We start from the raw sequence: 21,647 nt of genomic DNA, 5'->3' as shown, positions 1-21,647 counted from the left end.
ACGGCCATCGGCAGCGCCACCAACGCGCTGGAGACCAAGGTCACCACACTGAGTGCGAGCGCCGGCAACGGCGGCGTCTACCTGCTGGAGGCCGACGGCCTGACGGTGGGCGACGTGGCGGCCAGCATCAACCGCGTGGGCGCCGATGGCACCACGACGGTGGTGGCCGATGCGACGCAGTCGGACCTGCGCACGCTGGGCGGCAACGGCGCGGTGGTGCTGCAGAGCACGACCGGCGACCTGGTGCTGGGCGACGGCACGGCCAACGGCGCGGGCGCGAGCGTGTCGGCCCATGGCAGCGGCAACGTGCTGGTGCAGGCGCTGGCCGGCAACGTGACGGTGCAGGCCGACGTGCTGAGCACGAGCGGTGCGATCAGCCTGCGTGCGGGCGGCGCCATCGGCTTCGACGCCGGGGCGGATATCCGCACGGGCGACGCCGGCACGGTGGACGTGGATGCCGGCGGCAACCTGACGCAGTCGGCCGACAGCGTTCTGAGCGCGCAGGCCAACATCCGCGTGGCGGCCGGGCAGCAACTGACGCTGGGCCGCATCGTGACCGACGCCGACGTGGCGGCGATCGCCGGCGGCAGCGTCGTCGAAGGCGGCAACGGGGCGCAGGCCACGGTGCAGGCCCGGGCCCTGCTGCTGTCGGCCGGCCAGGCCATCGGCAGCGCGGCGCGCGCCATCGACACGCAGGTGCAACGCCTGGCCGCCACGGCCGGCGACGGTGGCCTGTTCGTGCAGGAGCGCGACGGCCTGGCGGTCGGCCCGGTCGGCGTCACCGTCTCGCGCGTGGCGGCCGGCGGCACGGCCACGGCCCTGGGCGCGGCCACGGCCGACGGCCTGCAGGCCACCGGCAGCGGCGCCGTCGTGCTGGGCAACGGCAGCGGCGACCTGACGCTGGAGGCCGGCAGCGCCGGCGCCCGCAGCGCCCAGGGCGTGATGCGGCTGCAGGCAGCGGGCGAACTGGTCCTGCTGTCGGACGTGCGCAGCGACGGCGGCGCCGTCAGCCTGCTGGCCGGCGGCGACCTGCGCACCGGCGCGGGCGTCACCGTGGCCACCGGCGGCAGCGGCACGCTGGACCTGCGTGCCAGCGCCGGCGGCATCGCCATGGGCGCCGGCAGCCTGCTGCAGGCCGCCGCGGATGTGCGCGTGCAGGCGCAGGGCGACCTGCGCATCGCCCGCATCCAGACGGGCGGCCAGGTGGCCCTGCTGTCCGAGCAGGGCGCGGTGCTGGACAACGGCGATGCCGGCGTGCACGTGCAGGCCGCGGGCCTGGCGCTGCAGGCCCAGTCCGTGGGCCGGGCCGACGACGTCTTCGCCGTCCAGGTCGGCACGCTCAGCGCCCGCACGGGTGCCGGCGGCCTGCATCTGGACGAGGCCGACGGCCTGACCGTGGGCGAGGTCGGCGTCTCGGTGCGGCGCGTGGACGCGGCCGGCGCCACCACGGTGCTGGGCCTGGCCCAGTCCGACCTGCGCACCAGCGCCGGCGGCGACGTGGTGCTGACGGCGCATGGCGATGTGCAGCTCACCGACGGCCAGTCGTCCGCGGGTGATGGCGCCATCGCCGCCGTGGGCGGCGGCTCGGTGCGCATCCTGACCAGCGGCGGTGGCATCGCCGGCGCGGCGGGCGGCGACATCGTGGCCGCCACCGGCGCGATCACGTTGCAGGCCTCGGGCGACATCGACGCGGCCGCGCTGACGGCCAGCGCAGGCATCCTGCTGCAGTCCGATGCGGGCGAGCTGCGCGTGACGCGCAGCGTCGCAGGCGGCGGCGGCAACGTGACGCTGGCGGCCGATCGCATGAACCTGTCGGCGGCCATCGCCAGCGCGGGCGGCGTGCTGGCCATCCACGGCGCGAGCGCGGGCCATGCCATCGCCATCGGCGACGCCGGCCTGCACACCGACCAGCCGGACGCGCTCTACCTGGGCGTGGACGACCTGTCCTTCCTGGTGCCGGGCTTCTCGCGCATCGTGATCGGCAGCGACGCCGCCGGCCAGCGCGTGCAGATCTCCGGCCGCGACGAGGCGGTGCACCTGGCCGATGCGCTGGTGCTGCAGACGACGGGCAACGGCGGGCAGACGCTGCTGCAGGGCGCCATCTCGGCCGCCTCGCTGGCGGTGCAGGGCTCGGGTGCGGGCACGACGGCGAAGGACACCAGCATCCTGGTGCAGGGTGGCATCGACGTCGACGACCTGCTGGTCGTGGCCGGCGAGGTGCACCTGGAGTCGGGCGTGGGCGGTGCCGGCGGCATCGTGCTGCACCGGGCGGTGGACGGCCAGGGCGGCCCGGCCGATTCGCTGATCCTGGCGGCCTCGGGCGGCTCGGTGAGCGTGACCGGCCCGGTGGGCCAGAGCACGCCGCTGGACGTGCTGCGCGTGAGCGATGCGGCCGACGTGGTGTTCGAGCGCTCGGTGCACGTGTCGGGCGAACTGGTGGTCGAGGCCACGGGTAGCGTGGCCTTCAAGGAGGCCGTGACGCTCGACGGCGGCACGCTGCGCATCGTGGGCGCCGCCTCGGTGGCGCTGGCCGACGTGGACGTGGGCACCGGCGGCGACCTGCTGATCGCCGCCGACAGCCTGCACTTCGACGGCGTGGTGCACGGCGCCGGCGATGCCAGCGCCACGCTGACCACCGCCACGGCGGGCGGCAGCATCCGCGTGGACAGCACCGGCAACGCGGCTGGCGCGGCCGGCTTGCTCATCAGCGGAGAGACGCTGGAGGCGCTGCAGGGCTTCGCCCGCGTGGACATCGGCCAGTCGGCGGCCGCGGGCGACGTGCCGGCCTCGGGCGATGCGCTGCTGGCGCTGGAGACCCTGTCGCTGCTGACCACCGGCGAGCTCAACGTGCACGGCCGCGACGTCAGCCTGCGCGGGGCCGGCGCGCTGGACATCACCGGGGTGTTCCAGGTCGATGCCACCGGCGCCATCCGCATGGAGGCGGCGACGGCCCTGGTGCTGCAGGGAGCGGGCGCGGCCTTCGCGGCCGGCGGCGACGTGGTGCTGGGTCGGGTCGATGCCGGCACCGGCGTGGTGGCCGTCAGCAGCAGCCGCGGCACCGTGCGTGCGGCGGCCGCGGGCGGTGCCGTCAACGTGGTGGCGGGCGACTTCGTCATGCGCGGCCGCGGCCCGCTGATGCAGGGCGGCCAGCCCACGCTGCCCGCGCTGGTGGTGCAGGCCAGCCGCATCGACGTGGACGCGCCCGACGGCCTGGTGGTGCGCGACAGCGACGGCAGCGTCTCGGCCTTCAACCTGCTGGCCGGCGGCCAGAGCTACCGCCAGTTGCTGGCGGTGGGCCAGCCCACGCGCACGACCTCGCCGATGGACCCGGCCGAGGCGGGCCCGCTGGGTGCCTTCGCGTTGCAGCTGGACACGCCGCTGCGACAGGCCTTCTCGGCCAGCAGCCTGGCGGCCGTCTCGCTGTCGCCGACGCTGTCGCTGGCCCCGGCCGACGCGGACAGCGCGACGCAGGCCTACCTGGACGGGCTGGCCGGCGGCAGCGTCGCCGTGGCTGTGGCCCAACTGGACGCGGGCGACGCAGCTGGCGCGCTGGGCACCGCGCTGGCGCAGTCGCATGTGCTGGGCACCGCGGCGGCGCAGCCCGATGCCGCAGGCACCGCGACGGTGCAGGCGCAATCCTTCGACTTCTGGGAGGACGAAGTGCTGGCGCTGTGACCCCATTTGGGTGCCACAAACCGGCCCGTGGCGCTACCACGGGTCGGCCTCGTCAGGATTTGTAAACCTTTTGACACTTGCTGTAAGAAAAATCCTAGCCCGAATAGCCTATATCCCTAGCATCCTCAGTGGGGGCTACGTAAAGGAGATGGGCAGCTGCAATCGCAGAAAGCCCGCAACCATCAAGGAACTGGCGCTCCAAAAAAGGGAGTGCCCGATCACTCGACGCTTGCGAAATGGATCAAATGTTCGACGTCTTTTTCTGGCCCGAAAGAGCCGCCTATCGCTTCGGTGCCAAGCGGGGACTCATCATCCTCGGCTGGGCCGTGCTGCCGGCGGTTCTGAGCCTGTCGCTGCTCTTCGCCGGCCTGCTGAACGGCAACGGACTCATCCTGGCCGTGGTGGGTTCGGTGGCGCTGTGCATCGTGCTGCTGATCGTCGGCGGCCGGACGCTGTGGGTGGACGTGCGGCGCGGCGAGCACCGCAGCCTGGCCTTCCGCTACCGGCGCGGCTGGCGCTGAGCGCACATCCTGCGCCGCCAGGCGGCGCTGACTAAACTGCGGGGCTCCACGCCCCGCTGTTGCATTCCGAGCCCATGCATTCCACCGCCGATGCCCGTTCGCCCGACTGGGACCATGTGCTGCGCGAGCATGGCCTGCGCGTGACGCGGGCCTCGGTCGCGGTGCTGGGCGTGCTGTCGGCCACGGCTTCGGCGCTGTCCCATGACGAGGTGCTGCAGGTCTGCATGCAGGACGCCGAGCAGCCCTTCGACCGCGTGACGGTCTACCGCGTGCTCGACCGCCTGACGCAGGCCGGCCTGGCCGACCGGCTGATGGGTTCGGACGGCGTCGCGCGCTTCATGCTGCACGACGCGCATTCGAGCCAGCTCTTCGAATGCCAGGCCTGCCACCGGCTGGTGAGCCTGCCGCAGGATGCGCAACTGCAGGCCGTGCTGGAGCGGCTGAACCGCTCGCTCAAGCGGCGCGGCATGCAGCCCAGCGAGAGCGCGCTGCGCATCCGGGGCACCTGCGCCGACTGCAGGTAAAGCGAGAAGTCACCCCCATGCCGCTTCGCGGCTCCCCCTCTCTGGCGCCTTCGGCTTGGAGGGGGCGCACCCGGAGGCCTGGCGGAGCCAGTTCCTCGGGTGCACTGGCATGGCCTGCTCCGCGGCCGTTTGATCGTCGAAGCGGGGTGACGCCGCTTCTTCACTCCCAGGTGGGGAAGGGGTCGTCGTAGCGCAGCCAGGCTTCGGGGCCCTGGGCCATTTCGGCGTCGGTGAGCAGGCAGGCGTCGAGGCGCGTGCGCAGGGCGGCTTCGTCCATGCCCATGCCGATGAGCACCAGTTCCTGCCGGGCGTCGCCCACCTCGGGCAGCCAGTGCCGCTCGATGGCGGCCAGGGCCTCGGAGTCCTCGGGCCAGTGCTCGCGCGGCACGGCCGCCCACCAGTAGCCGCCCGCACCATGGCGGGCCACCGCTCCTGCCTGCGACCACGACCCGGCAAAGGTCGGACGGCTGGCCAGCCAGAAGAAGCCCTTGGACCGCACCACGCCGGGCCATTCGCTTTCCACCCAGTCGAAGAAGCGCCGCGGATGCAGCGGCCGGCGCGCGCGCCAGCAGAAGCTGGCGATGCCATAGGCCTCGGTCTCGGGCACATGCGTGCCGCGCAGCTCCTGCAGCCAGCCGGGCGCCTGCGCCGCCTGCTCGAAGTCGAACAGGCCGGTGTCCAGCACCTGCGCCAGCGGCACCCGTCCGAACTGGCTCGGCACGATGCGGGCGCGCGGGTTGAGACCGCGCAGGATGGCCAGCAGCCGCTCGCGCTCCGCGGTGCTCACCAGGTCGGTCTTGTTGACGACCAGCACGTCGCAGAACTCCACCTGCTCGACCAGCAGGTCGACCACCGTGCGCGCATCTTCCTCACCCATCGATTCGCCGCGCGTCGCCAGGCTGTCGCGCGAGCCGTAGTCGCGCAGGAAGTTGCAGGCATCGACCACGGTGACCAGCGTGTCCAGCCGGGCCACGTCGTCCAGCCGGCGGCCGTCCTCGCCGGCGAAGGTGAAGGTCTCGGCCACGGGCAGCGGCTCGGAGATGCCGGTGGACTCGATGACGAGCTGGTCGAAGCGGCCTTCGCGCGCCAGGCGTTCGACCTCGATCAGCAGATCCTCGCGCAGCGTGCAGCAGATGCAGCCGTTGCTCATCTCGACCAGCTTCTCCTCGGTGCGGGCGAGGCTGGCGCCGCCCTGGCGCACCAGCTGGGCGTCGATGTTCACCTCGGACATGTCGTTGACGATGACGGCGACGCGCCGGCCCTCGCGGTTGTGGAGGATGTGGTTGAGCAGCGTGGTCTTGCCCGCCCCCAGGAAGCCGGACAGGACGGTGACGGGCAGGCGCGGCGGCGTGGTCGCGAGGGGGTCGGACATGTGGGGGCTCCAGGTCGGTCGGCCTCCGTCGGGATGGAGGCCTGTTAATGCAACAGAATTGCATTCTATGAAGATGCAACGCGATTGCATCAAGGACCGGATGGCCGAAGTGTGCGGCGCCGCTCCCGGCGTGCGGGCAAAAAGAAACCCGCCGAAGCGGGTGAAGGCAGCCCTCGAGGGGGGAATCAAGAGTCAGGAAGTCGGGCTGCCGACGCAGTGTGCGGCCCGATCTGGGAGGAATCTGGTGGGCCCGCCGCCCACCGGGCGAAATCCAGGTGATGCATCAGCTCCCGCAGCACCAGGATGGCGGCGGTGGAGGCCGCATCCTGCGGCAGGCCGGCGCCGGGCCGGCCGAGGGAGACCGCCGCGAACTGCTGGAAGAGCGCTTCCACGTCCTCGCGGGTGGCGCCCGCGACGAGCGGCAGCACGCGGCCGAAGCCACCGGCTGGGCACAGCACCCGGCCGGCGGGCAGCGGCGGATGCGGGCGCATCAGGGCGTCCTCGACGGTGTCGATGGCGGCTTCGAGCTCGACGGGCCGTGCGGGCTGGTGGCGGAAATGGGCGTCGCCCAGCGTGCGCAGACCGAGCGGCAGGCGGTGTGCCTGCAGCGCGCCGCCGTGCATCCACGTCAGCAGGAGCTGCGCATCGTCCAGTGCGGCCAGAACGGGCGTGCCGGGATGCGGCCAGCGTGCCAGCCAGGAGGCCACTTCGGCCATTCCGGGCGCAGGGAGGGACGTCATGTCCGGGCCGGGCTCATTCATCCGCATTGCGCCAGGCCAGGGCCTGGGCATAGAGGGCGTTGCGCGGCGCGCCCGTGATGTCCGCGGCCAGGCGGGCCGCGCTCTTGAGCGGCAGCTCGGCCAGCAGCAGGCGCAGCACGCGCTCGGGCTCGGGGCCGATGCCGTCGCCGGCCGTGGGGGCGGGCTGCGGATGCAGCAGCAGCGCGAACTCGCCGCGCGTGCGTTGCGCGCCGGCGGCCAGCCAGTCCGCCAGCGCCTGGGCGGGCACGGTGGCGATCTCCTCGAACTGCTTGGTCAGCTCGCGGCCCACGGTCACCGGCCGGGCGCCCAGCACAGCCAGCGCGCGCGCCAGGGCCTCGATGCGGTGCGGGGCCTCCAGCAGCACCACGGCGCGGGTCTCGCCGGTCAGGGCCTGCACGGCGGCATCGCGCTCGCCGGCCTTGGCCGGCAGGAAGCCCGCGAACACGAAGGCGCCGCCGCGGGCGTCGTCATGCGCACCGGCGGCGCTCAGCAGCGTGGTCACGCTGGACGGTCCGGGAAGGGGCAGCACGCGCTGGCCCGCGGCCTGCACGGCGGCGGCCAGCCGGGCGCCGGGGTCGCTCACGCCCGGCGTGCCGGCGTCGCTGACGTAGGCGATGCGCTGGCCCTCGGCCAGGCGCGCGATCACGGCCTGCGCTGCCTCGGCCTCGTTGTGCTGGTGCACGGCCAGCAACTGGCTGCCGGGCCGGTCGATGCCGCAGGCGCGCAGCAGCTGGTGGGTGTGGCGCGTGTCCTCGCAGGCGATGGCATCGACCAGCTGCAGCACATGCAGCGCCCGCAGCGACAGGTCGGCCAGGTTGCCGATGGGCGTGGCCACGACATAGAGGGTGCCCTGCGGATAATGCTGGCCGCCGGCCGCGTCGCGGGCGGCCTGGACAGCGGCGCCGAAAGAAGCAGCCGTGGGGAGGGTGTTCAAGATGGGTCTTCTTCCGTTCAAGCGGGGGCTGGTGGCGCCCCCGACCACCAAGCGCCTGGGCGATGCCGCCGAGGACGCCGCACTGGCCCACCTGCGCAAGGCCGGGCTGGGGCTGGTGGCGCGCAATTATCGAACCCCAGGCCGCGGCGGCGGCGAGGTGGACCTGATCATGCGCGAGCCCGGCGGCACGCTGGTCTTCGTCGAGGTGCGCAGCCGCTCCCGCGCCAGCCATGGCGGCGCGGGCGCCAGCATCACCTTCGCCAAGCAGCGGCGGATCATCTTCGCGGCCCGGCACTACCTGATGCGCCTGCCCGCGCCACCGCCCTGCCGCTTCGACGCGGTGCTGGTGGAGGACGAGATCCGGTGGTTGCGGGGCGCGTTCACCGTGGAGTGACCGCCCAGGCGGCGCGCTTCGCGTTCCGCCGCCCGCTTTTGCAAGGGGCCAAGGGGCGCGTCTTGCGAAATGGCCCGCTCCGGCATGGGGCGCATCGGTCGTGGACGTCTTGCGGGTGTTGCCGCCACGCCTTGTTGCCAACTGGCGGGAACCTGACACGGCCGCGGCAGTCGCAGGCTGGGCCCCTTGGCCCGAAAAGCGCACGTCTATGATTCCGGACAGCATGGTTGAACAACGTCTACAACAACATTTCATCGACAGCGCCGATCTCAAATACCAGGCCGGGCCCGTGCTCAGCAAGCCGCTCGGGCTGGCCGTCCAGGCCCTGCTGGCGGGAGTGACCAGTGGCCGCAAGGTGCTGGCCTGCGGCGCCGGCGTCTCCGGTCTCCTGGCCGCCCAGTTCGCGGCCCAGTTCGTCGGCCGCTTCGAACGCGAGCGGCCCTCCCTCGCGGCCCTGGCGCTGCCCTGCATCCCCGACGATCCCCTGGCCGACACGCGCCAGTGCGCCGATGCGGCCGGCCTGGCCCGGCAGGTGCGGGCGCTGGGCGAGGCCGGGGACGTGCTGCTGGCCATCAGCCCCCGCGGCGAATCGGCCGCCGTGCTGGCGGCCGTGGCGGCGGCGCACGAGCGCGACATGTGCGTCATCGCCCTGACCGGCGGCGTCGGCAGCGGCGCGGGCGGCGCGCTGGGCCGGGCCCTGAGAGAAACCGATGTGCAGGTCTGCGTGCCGCATGACCGCCTTTCCCGCATCCACGAAGTCCACCTGGTGCTGCTGCACTGCCTGTGCGATGCCGTGGATGCCCAACTACTTGGTGAACAGGAGCTTTCCGCATGACCACCTCTCCGACGACGATCTTCCGACGTGGCCAGCGCCTGGCCTGCGCCTGCCTGGCCGTTGCCGCACTGGGCGGCAGCCTGGCGGGTTGCGTTCCGCTGGTGGTGGGCGGTGCCGCGGCCGCGGGCATCGGCACCCTGGCGCTGGACCGCCGCAGCTCCGGCGCGCAGCTCGACGACCAGGCCATCGAATTGCGCGCCGCCGCCCGCATCCGCGAGATCGCCAACGACGACATGAACGTCACGGTGATCAGCTTCAACCGCACGGCCCTGCTGACCGGCACCGTGGGCAGCGAGGCCGACAAGCAGCGCGCCGGCGAGGTGGTGCGCACCGCGCCCAACGTGCGCGCGGTCGTCAACGAGGTGGTGGTGGGGCCCGCCCTCAACATCGCCCGCCGCTCCAACGACACCTACCTGACCACCAAGGTCAAGGCCTCGCTGCTGGACGCGTCCGACGTGCCCGCCAACTCGATCAAGGTGGTGACCGAAGGCGGCGTGGTCTACCTGATGGGCCTGGTCACCCGCCGCGAGGCCGACCGCGCGACCGACATCACGCGCGGCATCTCCGGCGTCGAGAAGGTGGTGCGTGTCTTCGAATTCGTGGGCGACGACGGCCAGTCCCTGCCCGGCGGCGTCGGCCCCTCGCAGACCGTGCCCGGCACCGACGGCTCGCGCGTGCCCCTGCCGCCCATGGCGCCGCTGCCCGCGCCGGCGGCTGCCCCGGCGCCCGTTCCGGGCGTGGTGACGTCGCCGGTGCGCTGATCGGTTCCTTCGGGGCATCTGCATGGATGCCCCGAGCGCGTCAGGGCGCGCTGCGCTGCCCCGAGGCGAGTCGAGTCAGACCGTCTCCTGCGCCAGCGGCACCTGTGCTTCCCAGACGCGAATGGCCGCGGAGCAGGCCATGCCAGTGCACCCGTGGAACTGGCTTCGCCAGGCCACCGGGTGCGCCCCCCTCCAAGCCGAAGGCGCCAGGGAGGGGGGAGCCGCGAAGCGGCATGGGGGGTGTTCCCTATTTCAACCGGGTAATGAGGCTCGACGTGTCCCACCGGGCGCCGCCGGCCTGCTGCACGTCGGCATAGAACTGGTCCACCAGCGCCGTCACCGGCAGGCGGGCGCCGTTGCGCTTGGCCTCGTCGAGCACCAGGCCCAGGTCCTTGCGCATCCAGTCCACGGCAAAGCCGAAATCGAAGCGGCCGGCCACCATGGTCTTGCCACGGTTGTCCATCTGCCAGCTCTGGGCGGCGCCCTTGCCGATCACCTCCAGCACCTTCTCCATGTCCAGGCCGGCACGCTGGCCGAAGGCGATGGCCTCGGACAGGCCCTGCACCAGCCCGGCGATGCAGATCTGGTTGACCATCTTGGCGAGCTGGCCGGCGCCGCTGTCGCCCAGCAGCGTGACCGCGCGGGCGAAGGCACCGATCACGGGCTCCACCTGCGCGAACACCGTCGCGTCGCCGCCGCACATCACTGTGAGCATGCCGTTCTGCGCGCCGGCCTGGCCGCCGGAGACTGGGGCGTCGATGAAATGCAGGCCCTGCGCGCTCGCGGCGGCGGAAAGCTCGCGCGCCACCTCGGCCGAGGCCGTGGTGTGGTCCACGAAGACCGCGCCGGGCTTCATGCCGGCGAAGGCGCCCGTCTCGCCCAGCACCACCGAGCGCAGGTCGTCGTCGTTGCCCACGCAGCAGAACACGATGTCGGCGCCGGCGGCCGCCTCGCGCGGGGAGGGGGCCGAGGCGTGGGCGACGCCGAATTCCTGCACCCAGGCGGCCGACTTGGCGGCGTTGCGGTTGTAGACGGTGACGCGGTGGCCCGCGGCGGCGAGGTGCGCAGCCATGGGATAGCCCATCACGCCGAGGCCGAGGAAGGCGACGGAGCGGGCCGGGACGGCGGCGTAGGACTTGGGGTGGAAGGAGGGGGAGGGTGTGCTCATCCCCCGAGCTTAGCGGCGCTGCGCGGCCTGCGGTGCCGCCGGCCTCGTCAGACCACCGACAGGTGCTCGGTGCCCGAACTCAGGTCGCGGCTGCGTGCGCGCTGGCTGTGCAGCTTGATCTGCAGGCGCAGGTCGTTGGTGGAGTCGGCGTTGCGCACGGCGTCCTCGTACGAGATGGCGTACTGCTCGTACAGGTCGAACAGGGCCTGGTCGAAGGTCTGCATGCCCAGGTTGCGGCTCTTGCGCATCACATCCTTCATCTCGCCCACCTGGCCCTTGAAGATCATGTCGGCGATCAGCGGGGTGTTGAGCATGATCTCGACGGCCGCCACCCGGCCCCGGCCGTCTTCGGTCGGGATCAGCCGCTGGGAGATCATCGAGCGCAGGTTGAGCGACAGGTCCATGAGCAGCTGCTCGCGCCGGTCGTCGGGGAAGAAATTGATGATGCGGTCCAGCGCCTGGTTGGCGTTGTTGGCGTGCAGCGTGGCCAGGCACAGGTGGCCGGTCTCGGAGAAGACGATCGCGTTCTCCATGGCCGTGCGGTCGCGGATCTCGCCCATCAGGATCACGTCGGGCGCCTGGCGCAACGCGTTCTTCAGCGCCGACTCCCAGCTGTCGGTGTCGATGCCGATCTCGCGTTGCGTGACCACGCAGTTCTTGTGCGCATGCACGAACTCGATCGGGTCTTCCACCGTGACGATGTGGCCCTGGGTGTTCTCGTTGCGCCAGTCCAGCATGCCGGCCAGCGTGGTCGACTTGCCGGAGCCGGTGGCGCCCACCACGATCACCAGGCCGCGCTTGGTCATGGTGACTTCCTTGAGCACCTGCGGCAGGTTCAGCCCGTCGATGGTGGGCGGCGTGGTCGGGATGGTCCGCAGCACCATGCCCACGCGTCCCTGCTGCACGAAGGCGTTGACGCGGAAGCGCCCGTAGCCCGCGGGCGAGATGGCGAAGTTGCATTCGCGCGTGCGCTCGAACTCCGAGGTCTGCCGGTCGTTCATCAGCGCTCGCGTGAGCGCCAACGTGTGCTGCGGCGACAGCGGCTGCTGCGAGATCTTGACCACCTTGCCGTCGATCTTCACGGCCGGCGGGAAGTCGGCCGTGATGAACAGATCGCTGCCCCCGCGGCTGACCATGAGTTTCAACAGGTCGGTGATGAACTGGCTGGCCTGATCGCGTTCCATGGCGGCTCCAGAAAGGTGGGAATGGGGGACGGGCGGGACGGCAGAGGGGGCGCCCCAGGGAATGAAGGAAGGGCGCCGCCCCGGGTCAGCCTGGGAAATTCTCGGGCGTCTTGGCCTTGCTGCGGGCCTCGGCCGCGCTGATGACCCCGCGCCGCACGAGGTCGACCAGGCACTGGTCCAGCGTCTGCATGCCCATGCTCTGGCCGGTCTGGATGCTCGAGTACATCTGCGCCACCTTGGCCTCGCGGATCAGGTTGCGGATGGCCGGTGTGCCCAGCATGATCTCGTGCGCCGCCACGCGGCCGGCGCCGTCCTTGGTCTTGCACAGCGTCTGCGAGATCACCGCCTGCAGCGATTCCGACAGCATGGCCCGCACCATCTCCTTCTCCTCGCCGGGGAAGACGTCGATGATCCGGTCGATGGTCTTGGCGGCGCTGGAGGTGTGCAGCGTGCCGAACACCAGGTGGCCCGTCTCGGCCGCGGTGAGCGCCAGGCGGATGGTCTCCAGGTCGCGCAACTCGCCCACCAGGATCGCGTCCGGGTCCTCGCGCAAGGCGGAGCGCAGCGCGTTGGCGAAGCTCAGGGTCATCGGCCCCACCTCGCGCTGGTTGATCAGGCACTTCTTGGACTCGTGCACGAACTCGATCGGGTCTTCCACCGTCAGGATGTGGCCGTACTCGGTCTCGTTGAGGTGGTTGACCATCGCCGCCAGCGTGGTCGACTTGCCCGAGCCGGTCGGCCCGGTCACCAGCACCAGCCCGCGCGGCTTGAGCGCCAGCTCGCCGAAAATCCGCGGCGCATTCAGCTGCTCCAGCGTCAGCACCTTCGACGGGATGGTCCGGAATACCGCCGCGCAGCCGCGCTGCTGGTTGAAGGCGTTGACCCGGAAGCGCGCCAGGCCCTCGATCTCGAACGAGAAGTCGATCTCCAGGAACTCCTCGTAATGCTTGCGCTGCGCGTCGTTCATGATGTCGTACACCATGGCGTGCACTTCCTTGTGCTCCATGGGGTCGAGGTTGATGCGGCGCACGTCGCCATGCACCCGGATCAGCGGCGGCAGGCCGGCCGAGAGGTGCAGGTCCGAGGCCTTGTTCTTGACGCTGAATGCCAGCAACTGGGTGATATCCACGGGCGACCTCTCTAGACTTCGTGACGTTTTGAAACGGCTTCAGCAATTATGACTACGACGAGTGAGCAGCTCCAGCAGGTTTGCGCCCGGATCGAGAAAGCCTGCACGGTGGCCGGCCGCGATCCGGCCACGGTGCGGTTGCTGGCTGTTTCCAAGACCTTCGGTCCGGAGGTGGTGCGCGAGGCGGTCGCCGCGGGTCAACGGGCCTTCGGAGAGAACTACGTGCAGGAAGGCCTGGACAAGATCGCCACGCTGATCGACCTGCGTTCGCAGCTGGAATGGCACTGCATCGGCCCGTTGCAGAGCAACAAGACCCGGCCCGTGGCCGAGCAGTTCGATTGGGTGCACACCGTGGATCGTCTCAAGATCGCGCAGCGGCTCTCCCAGCAGCGGCCAGCGGCGCTGCCGCCGTTGCAGGTCTGCCTGCAGGTGAACATCGATGGCGGGCCCAACAAATCGGGGGTGGCGCCCGACGAGGCCCTGGCGCTGGCGCGCGAGATGGCGGCGCTGCCGCAGATCATGCTTCGCGGACTGATGGCCATTCCCGAGCCGCAGCCCGATGCCGCGGCCGAGCGCGCCGTCTTCGGCCGCGTGGCCGCGTTGGCAGCGCGGCTGCGCGACGCACTGGGCCTGCCGCTGGACACGCTGTCCATGGGCATGAGCGCCGATCTGGAGTCCGCCATCGCTGCCGGCAGCACGATGGTGCGTGTGGGCACGGCCATCTTCGGTGGGCGCGCGCGAGCCAGCGGCACCGCTCTGGCGCCAATCTGCGGGCAAATTACCGGTATCTGAGCGCGGTCCTTGCCGCTCGCGCATAAGGTCCGTCGCCGGCGGCATGGCCCCTGGCGCGGCGCGGCCGGCGGGCCTATCGTCGCGCCCATCCGCATCACCGAGGCCCGGCGCCTTCCTCACCATGCAGCAGTCCAGCGAACTCTCGTACGTCCACCCGTCCTCCACCAGCCCCTGGGGCACCTACCTGTCGCAGGTCGACCGCGTGGTGCCCTACCTCGGCCACCTGGGCCGCTGGGCCGAGACCCTCAAGCGCCCCAAGCGCGCGCTGATCGTGGACGTGCCGATCGAGATGGACGACGGCACCATCGCCCACTTCGAAGGCTTCCGCGTGCAGCACAACCTGTCGCGGGGGCCGGGCAAGGGCGGCGTGCGCTTCCACCCCGACGTGACGCTGGAAGAAGTGATGGCCCTGTCGGCCTGGATGACCGTGAAGTGCGCGGCCGTCAACCTGCCCTACGGCGGCGCCAAGGGCGGCATCCGCGTCGATCCCAAGAAGCTGTCGCAGAAGGAACTGGAGAAGATGACCCGCCGCTACACCAGCGAAATCGGCCTCATCATCGGCCCGCATTCGGACATTCCGGCGCCGGACGTCAACACCAACGGCCAGATCATGGCCTGGATGATGGACACCTACTCGATGAACACCGGCGCCACCGCGACCGGCGTGGTCACCGGCAAACCGATCCACCTGGGCGGCTCGCTGGGCCGGGTCAAGGCCACGGGCCGCGGCGTGTTCGTCACCGGCCGCGAGGCGGCGCGCCGACTGGGCCTGCCGCTGCAGGGCGCGCGCGTGGCCGTACAGGGCTTCGGCAACGTGGGTTCGGTGGCGGCCGAACTCTTCGCCGAGGCGGGCGCCAAGGTGGTGGCCGTGCAGGACCACACCGGCACCCTGGTCAACGAAGGCGGCTTCGACATGCCGGCGCTGATGGCCCATTCGCGTCGCACGGGCGGCATCGCGGGCTTCGGTGCCGGCGAGCAGGTGGACAACGAGGCCTTCTGGGACGTGCCCACCGACATCCTGATCCCCGCTGCCCTGGAAGGGCAGATCAGCGCCGAGCGCGCCCGCCGCATCACGGCCCGCCTGGTGCTCGAAGGCGCCAACGGCCCGACGGTGCCGCAGGCGGACGACATCCTGGCCGAGCGCGGCGTGCTGGTGGTGCCCGACGTGATCTGCAATGCCGGCGGCGTGACCGTCTCGTACTTCGAATGGGTGCAGGACTTCTCCAGCTTCTTCTGGACCGAGGACGAGATCAACCAGCGGCTGGACCGCATCATGGTCGGCGCGCTGGAGCACATCTGGAACAAGGCCGATGAGCACCACATCTCACTGCGCACCGCGACCTTTGCGGTGGCCTGCGAGCGAATCCTGGCCGCGCGCCAGGAACGTGGGCTGTATCCATGACCCACCCCGTTTGGTTTTCTCACTGCGTGTAGAAGACCAATCCCCCTCAAGGGGCGCACCCGCGGGCCCGGCAAAGCCGGTTCCCAGGGTGCACTGGCATAGCCTGCTCCGCGGCCTCCCGGCACATGGGGGCGCGTGCCAGACCGGCGGTAGACGTTGCGGTGCGGTGTGGCGCGCTTGGGTCCAGTACGGCAGTGGGGCGGGGCTGCTATGGGGAACCGGGCCCATCTCGCGGCGTCCAAGCGACGCTCCGGCCGTCGGCCGGGCGACACTTGCGGGATGACGATGATGCGAACACGAGCGGGGCGCGGCTGGAGTGCCGTGGGGATGGTGGTGCTGGCAGCCGCGCTGGCCGGCTGCGGCAGTGCGCCCAAGCGCAACGGCGCCAAGGACCTAGCAACCGAAGACTTCGAGGCGACCAACACCCACACCCGCATCTACGACGCCACCGTGGCCCAGACCTGCGAGGCCGCTCGGCGGGCACTGCTGAGCCAGGGCTACATGATCACCGCGGCGGCCGCCGAGCAGGTCACGGGGCGAAAGAGCTTCCAGCCCGAGGGCGAGGTGCATGTGGAGGTCGAGTTCCGCGTGGTCTGCGCCCAGGAGCAGGGCGACAACGGCCAGCCCGCCGCCATCGCCTTCGCCACCGCGGTGCAGGACCGCTACGGGCTCAAGAAGGTCAACAACTCGGCGAGCGTGGGGGTTGGGGCCTTCGGGTCGCTGTCGCTGCCCTTCACCTCCAGCAACGACGCGATGGTCAAGGTGGCCAGCCAGACGCTCACCGACGACCGCTTCTATGAGGGCTTCTATGCGCTGCTGGAGCGCTACCTGGCACGGACCGAACCGGCCGTGGCAACGCCCGTCACCGAGGGTTCGGTGAAGCCGGCGCCATCTCCCCGCTAGCCGGCGTGGCCAGGGCATCGGCCAGTGCGTCGATGCCGAAGGGCTTGCGCAGCCATTGCGTGTTGGCAGGCAGCTCGCGCGGAGGCGGCCGGCCGGTGGCGAAGATGATGCGCACCGGATCGCGCACGCCCAGCGCCTCGGCCAACTCCAGCCCTGACAGCGCCGGCAGCCCGACGTCGATCATCACCACATCGAAGGCGCCGTCGAGGTAGCGGTCGCGTGCGGTCTCGGCGCTGCCCACGCCGGTCGCCCAGTGGCCCAGCAGCTTCAGCATCTCCAGCGTGGTCTGCAGCACGTCGGGATCGTCTTCGACAACCAGGACGCGCAAGGCAGAACCAGGGGGAGGGGCGGATTCGGGCATGGGTGAGGGCGGGCGCAGCAGCGGTGAGCCCACTATGAGGCACCCGCGACATTCACTGTCGCCCCGGTGGCCGACGAACCGTGTAGGAGCAATCCGCTTTGGCAGCGCATGTGATGCAGCCGCTCAGGGGCGGGCCAGCGTGGACTTGCCCAGCAGGCTTTCGATGAGCTCCACCGCAATCTCCGCGCTGCGGTTGCGCACGTCCAGCGCGGGGTTGAGTTCCACCACATCCATCGAACCCAGACGGCCGGTGTCCGCAATCATCTCCATGCACAGCTGCATCTCTCGATAGCCGGGTCCGCCCCGCACGCCGGTGCCCACGCCCGGCGCGACGTCCGGGTCCAGGCAGTCGATGTCGAAGCTCACATGCAGGTGGGTGTCTTCGTCCACGCCGTGCAGGGCTTCGGTCATGGTGGTGCGCATGCCGTGTTCGTCGATGTGGCGCATGTCGAAGACCGTCAGGCCCAGGGCCCGGATGGCGTCGCGCTCGGGCGCATCCACGCTGCGGATGCCGATGAAGCGCAGGGCATCGGCCTGCAATGCGCTCGGCAAGCCGCTCCAGCCGGTGAGGGCGGACGGGCCATGGCCCAGCAGGCAGGCGACCGGCATGCCGTGCAGATTGCCGCTGGGCGAGGTGGCCTCGGTGTTGACGTCGGTGTGGGCGTCGAGCCACAGCACCCGCAGCGTCTTGCCGCGGCGGCGCGCATGCCAGGCGACGGCGCTGATGGAGCCGATGGCCAGGCAATGGTCGCCCCCCATCAGCAGAGGCAGATGGCCCGCACCCAGCGCTGCGTCGACCGCGTCGTACACGCTGCGGTTCCATGCCACTGCCTCCTTGAGGTGGCGCAGCCCGCCCTCGGGCGCGCGCCAGGGCGTGGCGGGGCCGGCCAGATTGCCCCGGTCGACCACCGTCAGGCCCATGCGGGCCACGCACTCGGCCAGGCCCGCGACGCGCAGGGCATCCGGTCCCATGCCGCAGCCGCGCACGCTGGCACCCACGTCGGTGGGTGCGCCGATCAGGGCCACGGTGGTGGCCGCGGGGCTGGCGCTGGGGTCGAAGGTGGCTTGCATTGGCCCAGTCTAGGCACGCACGGTGAAGATCGCATGCCAGCCAATGCCGACAACGGCGGCGCAGGCCGCCGGGACGCGCCGGGCTCAGGCGCCTGGCCGGACCATCTTGCAGTCGGTGCCCTGGGCGAGTTCGTTGCCGCTGTAGACCGCCTCGGTGCGGAAGCCGTAGTTGGTCCCTTCCCAGCCCGTCCTGACCGTCTTGCCGTCCACCGGCGCGATGGTGTTGACCACCTGCGGAAGCAGCAGCTGATGGTCTTCGCCGCGCATGCGCACCGGGCCCACCACCGAGTCGAAGCTCAGGTCTTCCATGGCACGGGCGACCGCCACCGTCTCGGTGCTGCCGGCCTTGTCGATGGCGGCGGCGAGCAGGCGCGGCGTCATGTCGATGCGCGGCGCCAGGAAGTCCTTGCCCATCCTGGCCTTGTAGGCCTTGGCCAGCGCATCCACGCGCGGGCTGTCGGCCTGGCCCGGGTGCCATTCGGCCACCCACGTGAGTTGCCCCAGCTTGGCCTGCGACACGGCCAGAACGGTGCCCGGCACCGAGCCCGCGCTGTGGTTGAAGTAGCGCAGGTTGTAGCCGGCATCGCCCGCGGCCTTGAGCAGCAGCGTCATGTCCTGGCCCCAGTTGCCGGTGATGACCGAGTCGGCGCCCGAGGCCTTGATGTTGGCCACGTAGGGGGCGAAGTCCTTCACCCGGCCGATGGGATGCAGCGCCTCGCCGACGAACTGCACGTCGGGCCGCGCCAGACCCACCAGCTGCTTGCCATAGCTGGCCCACTGCTTGCCGTGGGCATAGTCCTGGTTGAGCAGGTAGACCTTCTTCACGTCGGGCGTCTTCTTGATGAAGTTGGCCAGGGCCTTCATCTTCATCGCCGTGTTGGCTTCGGTCTGGAAGTGCCAGAAGCTGCAGGCCTTGCCGGTGAGTTCGGGGTCGATGGAGGAATGGTTGAGGACCAGGATCTCCTTGCCCGGGTTGCGCTGGTTCCAGCGGTTGACGGCCTGCACCAGCGCCGTCACCACCGAGGAGCCCGAGCCGCCGGTGACGATGGCGCGCGCGCCCTGGTCGATGGCGGCCTGCAGGGCGCTCTGGCTTTCCTGGGCGGAGAGCTTGCTGTCGAACTGCAGCAGCTGCAATTTGGCCTGGCCCTTGAGCACGCCGCCCTTGGCATTGATGTCGTCCACGGCGTATTGCACATGGGCCAGCATCAGCTCGCCGACGTTGGCGAAGGGGCCAGAGAGCGGGTCGATGTAGGCGATCTTGTAGACCTTGCCGTCCTGCGCCGAGGCAGTCCCGGCGGCAAGAAGAAGGGCAGTGGCCAGCGGCGCGAGCCGGGCGCGGAATGTCATGGTGTGTCTCCGTGGTCGTTGGAATGAGGGGTCAGAAGGTGTGAATGCCTTCTCAGGCCGCAGGAATGCGCAGGCCGATCACGCGCGTGGCCAGCTGCGTGAGCTCGTCCACGATCTGCTCGGGCCCCAGCCGGCCGCCGGGCTGGTACCAGCTGTAGAGGAAGCCCGGGAGGCTGCAGGCGGCTAACGCGGTGATGCGGGTCTCGTTGAAGTCGAGGTCGCCATCGCGCCGCCCCTGCTCCAGCAGCGGCGTGAGCTTGTCGTAGAAGTGGTGGGCCAGCTTCTTCATCGCGGCGTTGTATTCGGGCCGGTAGACCTGCGGCTCGCGGTAGGGAAAGAAGGCCGCCGGGTAGTGCATGACGGTGGCGCGGATCAACCGGCGCAGGCCCTCGACCACCTTATCCGCGGCCGGGCGCGGGTCGTCGTCGGCGAAGTCCAGTGCGGTGAAGCAGTCCACCGTGGGCCGCCACGACAGCACCTCGAACAGCTCCTGCTTGTCGCGGAAGTAGTAGTAGATGAAGGGCTTGGTCACCTGCAGTGCCTGCGCCACCTGCGCCAGCGTGGTGTTGGCATAGCCCTGGGCCGCGAAGAGCTGCGTGGCCGCCTGCAGGATGCGCTCGCGCTGCACGTCGGTGCCCGCCGTGGCCGAGCGTTGCCGGCCATTGCCGTGCGTGCGTGCCTGCCCGTCCACCGGCGCGCGACTGGCCGGGCCGCCAGGCGCAATGGCTTTGGGTTTGTGCGGTGTCTCCGATGTTCTACCCATCGGTAGGATTGTTCGTGCACCATGCAATGCATGACAAGGGTCGACGGGGTTCGGCGCGCTATCGCTAACCCTGATCGGCAGACGCCACGGAGACACCCATGAGCCTAGCCACCCCGCCCGATTTGGCAGCGGACGCGCTTCCCGCACGCCCACGCCAGCCCCTGCACGAGTACCTGCGCGCCCATGCGCGCGAGCGCGGCGACCATGCCGCCTGCTTCTGGTACGGCCACCGCATGAGCTATGCCGAACTCGACCGCGCCAGCGATGCCTTCGCCGCCCGGCTGCAGGCGCTGGGCGTGGCCAAGGGCGAGCCGGTGGTGCTCTTCCTCAACAACTGCCCGCAATACCTGGTGGCCCATTACGGCATCCAGAAGATCGGCGCCATCGTCTGCCCCAGCGGCCCGCTCAACAAGGCGCATGAGCTCGCCTACCAGGTGGGCGACCTCAAGGCGCGCGTCATCGTCGCCGCCGCGCCGCTGCTGCCCGTGGTGCGGCAAGTGCAGGCCGAGGCGCCGCACCTCGCGCATGTGTTCGTCGTGCACTACGCCGACCTGCTGCCGGCCGAGCCGGTGCTGGACCTGCCTGCCGAACTGAAGACCGCCGCCCAGGCGCCGCGCACCGTGCCCGCCGGCTGCGAGGACTTCCGAGAGGCGAGCAGCGGCAATGCGAAGCCCGCTCCGGTCCCACTGTCGCTGGACGACGTGGCCCTCATGACCTACACCTCGGGCACCACCGGCCTGCCCAAAGGCGCGATGCTGAGCTACGGCAACGCCCTCTTCAAGACGCGCATCGCCGCCGACTGCAACGGCGTGCAGGCCGACGACGTGCTGCTGTCGGTGGCACCGCTGTATCACATCGCCGGCATGCTGATGGCGGTGAACGTGCCGGTGCTGGTGGGTGCCACGCAGGTGCTGCTGCACCGCTTCGACCCGCATGCGGTGCTGCAGGCCATCGCCCGCCACAAGGTCAGCTGGTGGTACAGCATCGCGCCGATGAACGTAGCCTGCATGCAGTTGCCGGACGCGCGCGACTTCGACCTGTCCAGCCTCAAGGTCAACCCGGTCACCAGCTTCGGCATCGCCTTCACCGAGCCGCTGGCGAAGCAGTGGCAGGGCTTCGCGCCCAACTGCACTTCGCACGAAGCCGCCTACGGCCTGTCGGAGACCCACACCTGCGACACCTACACGCCGCGCCATGCGCCGCGCTGGGGCACGCAGGGCGTGCCGGCGCCGGGCGTGACCATCCGCATCCTCGACCCCGAGACGGGCCGTGACCTGCCCGCCGGCGAGGTGGGCGAGATCGTGCTGGCCAGCGAAGGCACCTTCAAGGGCTACTGGAACAAGCCCGAGGCTACGGCCGCCACGTTGCGCAATGGCTGGGTGCACACGGGCGACATGGGCAAGCTGGATGCCGAGGGGTATCTCTGCTTCATCGGCCGCTTCAAGGAGATGATCAAGGTCTCCGGCTACAGCGTGTTCCCCGAGGAGGTCGAGACCATCCTCATCAAGCATCCGGCCGTGGCCCAGGCTGCCGTCATTGCCCAGCCCGATGCCGAGAAGGGCGAGGTGGTCAAGGCCTTCATCGTGCGCAAGCCCGGCGCCGAGACCGCGCCCGAGGCCATCGTGGCCTGGGCGCGCGACAACATGGCGCCCTACAAAGTGCCGCGGCAGGTGCGCTTCATCGACGCGCTGCCGGCCACCGGCGCGGGCAAGGTGCTGCGGCGCCTGCTGAAAGACATCGACTGAGTCAC

At 70.7% G+C, this 21,647-nt stretch carries 20 protein-coding genes; 10 read left to right on the top strand and 10 right to left on the bottom strand.

The window, feature by feature from the left end; all coding sequences use genetic code 11:
• The 3 genes from DFR41_RS27620 to DFR41_RS01400 form a co-directional block, all read left to right on the top strand.
• Nucleotides 1-3,675: beta strand repeat-containing protein (locus DFR41_RS27620; RefSeq protein ID WP_170159297.1), on the top strand; the 3,675-nt coding region annotated here is incomplete at its 5' end.
• 245 nt (nt 3,676-3,920) lie between these two features.
• Nucleotides 3,921-4,196: a hypothetical protein gene (locus DFR41_RS01405; RefSeq protein WP_017757757.1), complete on the top strand. Its 276-nt coding sequence runs from the start codon at nt 3,921-3,923 to the stop codon at nt 4,194-4,196.
• Between the two features lie 74 nt (nt 4,197-4,270).
• On the top strand, nt 4,271-4,720 hold the full coding sequence (locus DFR41_RS01400) for a Fur family transcriptional regulator (RefSeq protein ID WP_017757758.1): 450 nt from the start codon (nt 4,271-4,273) through the stop codon (nt 4,718-4,720).
• 160 nt (nt 4,721-4,880) lie between these two features.
• Here DFR41_RS01400 and zigA read toward each other — a convergent pair whose 3' ends face one another.
• The 3 genes from zigA to rsmI all read right to left on the bottom strand — a co-directional run bounded on the left by zigA (nt 4,881) and on the right by rsmI (nt 7,787).
• Nucleotides 4,881-6,092: a zinc metallochaperone GTPase ZigA gene (gene zigA, locus DFR41_RS01395; protein WP_114801431.1), complete on the bottom strand. Its 1,212-nt coding sequence runs from the start codon at nt 6,090-6,092 to the stop codon at nt 4,881-4,883.
• Nucleotides 6,093-6,277: 185 nt separating this feature from the next.
• A complete protein-coding gene (locus DFR41_RS01390; RefSeq protein WP_147284303.1) occupies nt 6,278-6,832 on the bottom strand; it encodes a hypothetical protein in 555 nt (184 codons plus the stop codon).
• A 13-nt stretch (nt 6,833-6,845) separates the two neighbouring features.
• Nucleotides 6,846-7,787, bottom strand: a complete 942-nt coding sequence (gene rsmI / locus DFR41_RS01385; protein WP_114801429.1) for a 16S rRNA (cytidine(1402)-2'-O)-methyltransferase — start codon at nt 7,785-7,787, stop codon at nt 6,846-6,848.
• A 1-nt stretch (nt 7,788) separates the two neighbouring features.
• On the opposite strand from rsmI, the gene DFR41_RS01380 reads away from it, so the two are divergent.
• The 3 genes from DFR41_RS01380 to DFR41_RS01370 all read left to right on the top strand — a co-directional run bounded on the left by DFR41_RS01380 (nt 7,789) and on the right by DFR41_RS01370 (nt 9,777).
• A complete protein-coding gene (locus DFR41_RS01380) occupies nt 7,789-8,181 on the top strand; it encodes a YraN family protein (protein ID WP_114801428.1) in 393 nt (130 codons plus the stop codon).
• A gap of 223 nt (nt 8,182-8,404) precedes the next feature.
• Complete coding sequence (locus tag DFR41_RS01375; RefSeq protein ID WP_114802139.1) at nt 8,405-9,016, top strand: SIS domain-containing protein; 612 nt, start codon at nt 8,405-8,407, stop codon at nt 9,014-9,016.
• Nucleotides 9,013-9,777: a BON domain-containing protein gene (locus DFR41_RS01370; RefSeq protein ID WP_114801427.1), complete on the top strand. Its 765-nt coding sequence runs from the start codon at nt 9,013-9,015 to the stop codon at nt 9,775-9,777. Before DFR41_RS01375 ends, DFR41_RS01370 begins: the two co-directional genes overlap by 4 nt.
• Before the next feature lie 247 nt (nt 9,778-10,024).
• On the opposite strand, the gene DFR41_RS01365 is transcribed toward DFR41_RS01370, so the two are convergent.
• The 3 genes from DFR41_RS01365 to DFR41_RS01355 form a co-directional block, all read right to left on the bottom strand.
• Complete coding sequence (locus DFR41_RS01365) at nt 10,025-10,945, bottom strand: NAD(P)-dependent oxidoreductase (RefSeq protein WP_114801426.1); 921 nt, start codon at nt 10,943-10,945, stop codon at nt 10,025-10,027.
• Nucleotides 10,946-10,992: 47 nt separating this feature from the next.
• The gene (locus DFR41_RS01360) at nt 10,993-12,129 is read right to left on the bottom strand and encodes a PilT/PilU family type 4a pilus ATPase (RefSeq protein ID WP_114801425.1); all 1,137 of its coding nucleotides are present in this window, start codon (nt 12,127-12,129) and stop codon (nt 10,993-10,995) included.
• An 85-nt stretch (nt 12,130-12,214) separates the two neighbouring features.
• The gene (locus DFR41_RS01355) at nt 12,215-13,258 is read right to left on the bottom strand and encodes a type IV pilus twitching motility protein PilT (protein ID WP_043114590.1); all 1,044 of its coding nucleotides are present in this window, start codon (nt 13,256-13,258) and stop codon (nt 12,215-12,217) included.
• 48 nt (nt 13,259-13,306) lie between these two features.
• Between DFR41_RS01355 and DFR41_RS01350 the strand changes: the two genes are divergently transcribed.
• The 3 genes from DFR41_RS01350 (at nt 13,307) to DFR41_RS01340 (ending at nt 16,355) form a co-directional block, all read left to right on the top strand.
• Nucleotides 13,307-14,050, top strand: coding sequence for a YggS family pyridoxal phosphate-dependent enzyme (locus tag DFR41_RS01350; protein WP_052383640.1), 744 nt, complete (start codon nt 13,307-13,309; stop codon nt 14,048-14,050).
• A gap of 121 nt (nt 14,051-14,171) precedes the next feature.
• Complete coding sequence (locus DFR41_RS01345; RefSeq protein WP_114801424.1) at nt 14,172-15,452, top strand: Glu/Leu/Phe/Val family dehydrogenase; 1,281 nt, start codon at nt 14,172-14,174, stop codon at nt 15,450-15,452.
• 285 nt (nt 15,453-15,737) lie between these two features.
• The gene (locus DFR41_RS01340; RefSeq protein ID WP_425326675.1) at nt 15,738-16,355 is read left to right on the top strand and encodes a DUF2242 domain-containing protein; all 618 of its coding nucleotides are present in this window, start codon (nt 15,738-15,740) and stop codon (nt 16,353-16,355) included.
• On the opposite strand, the gene DFR41_RS01335 is transcribed toward DFR41_RS01340, so the two are convergent.
• The 4 genes from DFR41_RS01335 to DFR41_RS01320 form a co-directional block, all read right to left on the bottom strand.
• Nucleotides 16,315-16,683 (bottom strand): response regulator, encoded by a 369-nt coding sequence (locus tag DFR41_RS01335; RefSeq protein WP_017758979.1) that lies wholly within the window; start codon nt 16,681-16,683, stop codon nt 16,315-16,317. The two genes, DFR41_RS01340 and DFR41_RS01335, sit on opposite strands and share 41 nt — an antisense overlap.
• Before the next feature lie 156 nt (nt 16,684-16,839).
• The gene (rocF, locus tag DFR41_RS01330) at nt 16,840-17,787 is read right to left on the bottom strand and encodes an arginase (RefSeq protein ID WP_114801423.1); all 948 of its coding nucleotides are present in this window, start codon (nt 17,785-17,787) and stop codon (nt 16,840-16,842) included.
• An 84-nt stretch (nt 17,788-17,871) separates the two neighbouring features.
• On the bottom strand, nt 17,872-19,134 hold the full coding sequence (locus DFR41_RS01325) for a branched-chain amino acid ABC transporter substrate-binding protein (RefSeq protein WP_114801422.1): 1,263 nt from the start codon (nt 19,132-19,134) through the stop codon (nt 17,872-17,874).
• A gap of 52 nt (nt 19,135-19,186) precedes the next feature.
• Nucleotides 19,187-19,897, bottom strand: coding sequence for a TetR/AcrR family transcriptional regulator (locus tag DFR41_RS01320; protein ID WP_043114597.1), 711 nt, complete (start codon nt 19,895-19,897; stop codon nt 19,187-19,189).
• A 98-nt stretch (nt 19,898-19,995) separates the two neighbouring features.
• Between DFR41_RS01320 and DFR41_RS01315 the strand changes: the two genes are divergently transcribed.
• Nucleotides 19,996-21,642 carry an AMP-binding protein gene (locus DFR41_RS01315; protein WP_114801421.1) on the top strand — a complete coding sequence of 549 codons (1,647 nt, stop codon included), beginning with the start codon at nt 19,996-19,998 and terminating at the stop codon, nt 21,640-21,642.
• Nucleotides 21,643-21,647: the final 5 nt, after the last annotated feature.

The sequence above is a fragment of the Pseudacidovorax intermedius genome (assembly GCF_003350475.1).
GTDB lineage: Bacteria > Pseudomonadota > Gammaproteobacteria > Burkholderiales > Burkholderiaceae_C > Xenophilus > Xenophilus intermedius.
The sequence above is the reverse complement of the archived record's forward strand: the minus strand, read 5'-3'. Positions and strand labels throughout refer to the sequence as shown.

What these genes read in the sequence shown, in the direction of transcription:
- DFR41_RS01405 (WP_017757757.1), top strand. Translation starts at nt 3,921, where the DNA reads ATGTTCGACGTCTTTTTCTGGCCCGAAAGAGCCGCCTATCGCTTCGGT.
- DFR41_RS01400 (WP_017757758.1), top strand. Translation starts at nt 4,271, where the DNA reads ATGCATTCCACCGCCGATGCCCGTTCGCCCGACTGGGACCATGTGCTG.
- zigA (WP_114801431.1), bottom strand. Translation starts at nt 6,092, where the DNA reads ATGTCCGACCCCCTCGCGACCACGCCGCCGCGCCTGCCCGTCACCGTC.
- DFR41_RS01390 (WP_147284303.1), bottom strand. Translation starts at nt 6,832, where the DNA reads ATGACGTCCCTCCCTGCGCCCGGAATGGCCGAAGTGGCCTCCTGGCTG.
- DFR41_RS01380 (WP_114801428.1), top strand. Translation starts at nt 7,789, where the DNA reads ATGGGTCTTCTTCCGTTCAAGCGGGGGCTGGTGGCGCCCCCGACCACC.
- DFR41_RS01375 (WP_114802139.1), top strand. Translation starts at nt 8,405, where the DNA reads ATGGTTGAACAACGTCTACAACAACATTTCATCGACAGCGCCGATCTC.
- DFR41_RS01370 (WP_114801427.1), top strand. Translation starts at nt 9,013, where the DNA reads ATGACCACCTCTCCGACGACGATCTTCCGACGTGGCCAGCGCCTGGCC.
- DFR41_RS01365 (WP_114801426.1), bottom strand. Translation starts at nt 10,945, where the DNA reads ATGAGCACACCCTCCCCCTCCTTCCACCCCAAGTCCTACGCCGCCGTC.
- DFR41_RS01360 (WP_114801425.1), bottom strand. Translation starts at nt 12,129, where the DNA reads ATGGAACGCGATCAGGCCAGCCAGTTCATCACCGACCTGTTGAAACTC.
- DFR41_RS01350 (WP_052383640.1), top strand. Translation starts at nt 13,307, where the DNA reads ATGACTACGACGAGTGAGCAGCTCCAGCAGGTTTGCGCCCGGATCGAG.
- DFR41_RS01345 (WP_114801424.1), top strand. Translation starts at nt 14,172, where the DNA reads ATGCAGCAGTCCAGCGAACTCTCGTACGTCCACCCGTCCTCCACCAGC.
- DFR41_RS01340 (WP_425326675.1), top strand. Translation starts at nt 15,738, where the DNA reads ATGATGCGAACACGAGCGGGGCGCGGCTGGAGTGCCGTGGGGATGGTG.
- rocF (WP_114801423.1), bottom strand. Translation starts at nt 17,787, where the DNA reads ATGCAAGCCACCTTCGACCCCAGCGCCAGCCCCGCGGCCACCACCGTG.
- DFR41_RS01325 (WP_114801422.1), bottom strand. Translation starts at nt 19,134, where the DNA reads ATGACATTCCGCGCCCGGCTCGCGCCGCTGGCCACTGCCCTTCTTCTT.
- DFR41_RS01320 (WP_043114597.1), bottom strand. Translation starts at nt 19,897, where the DNA reads ATGGGTAGAACATCGGAGACACCGCACAAACCCAAAGCCATTGCGCCT.
- DFR41_RS01315 (WP_114801421.1), top strand. Translation starts at nt 19,996, where the DNA reads ATGAGCCTAGCCACCCCGCCCGATTTGGCAGCGGACGCGCTTCCCGCA.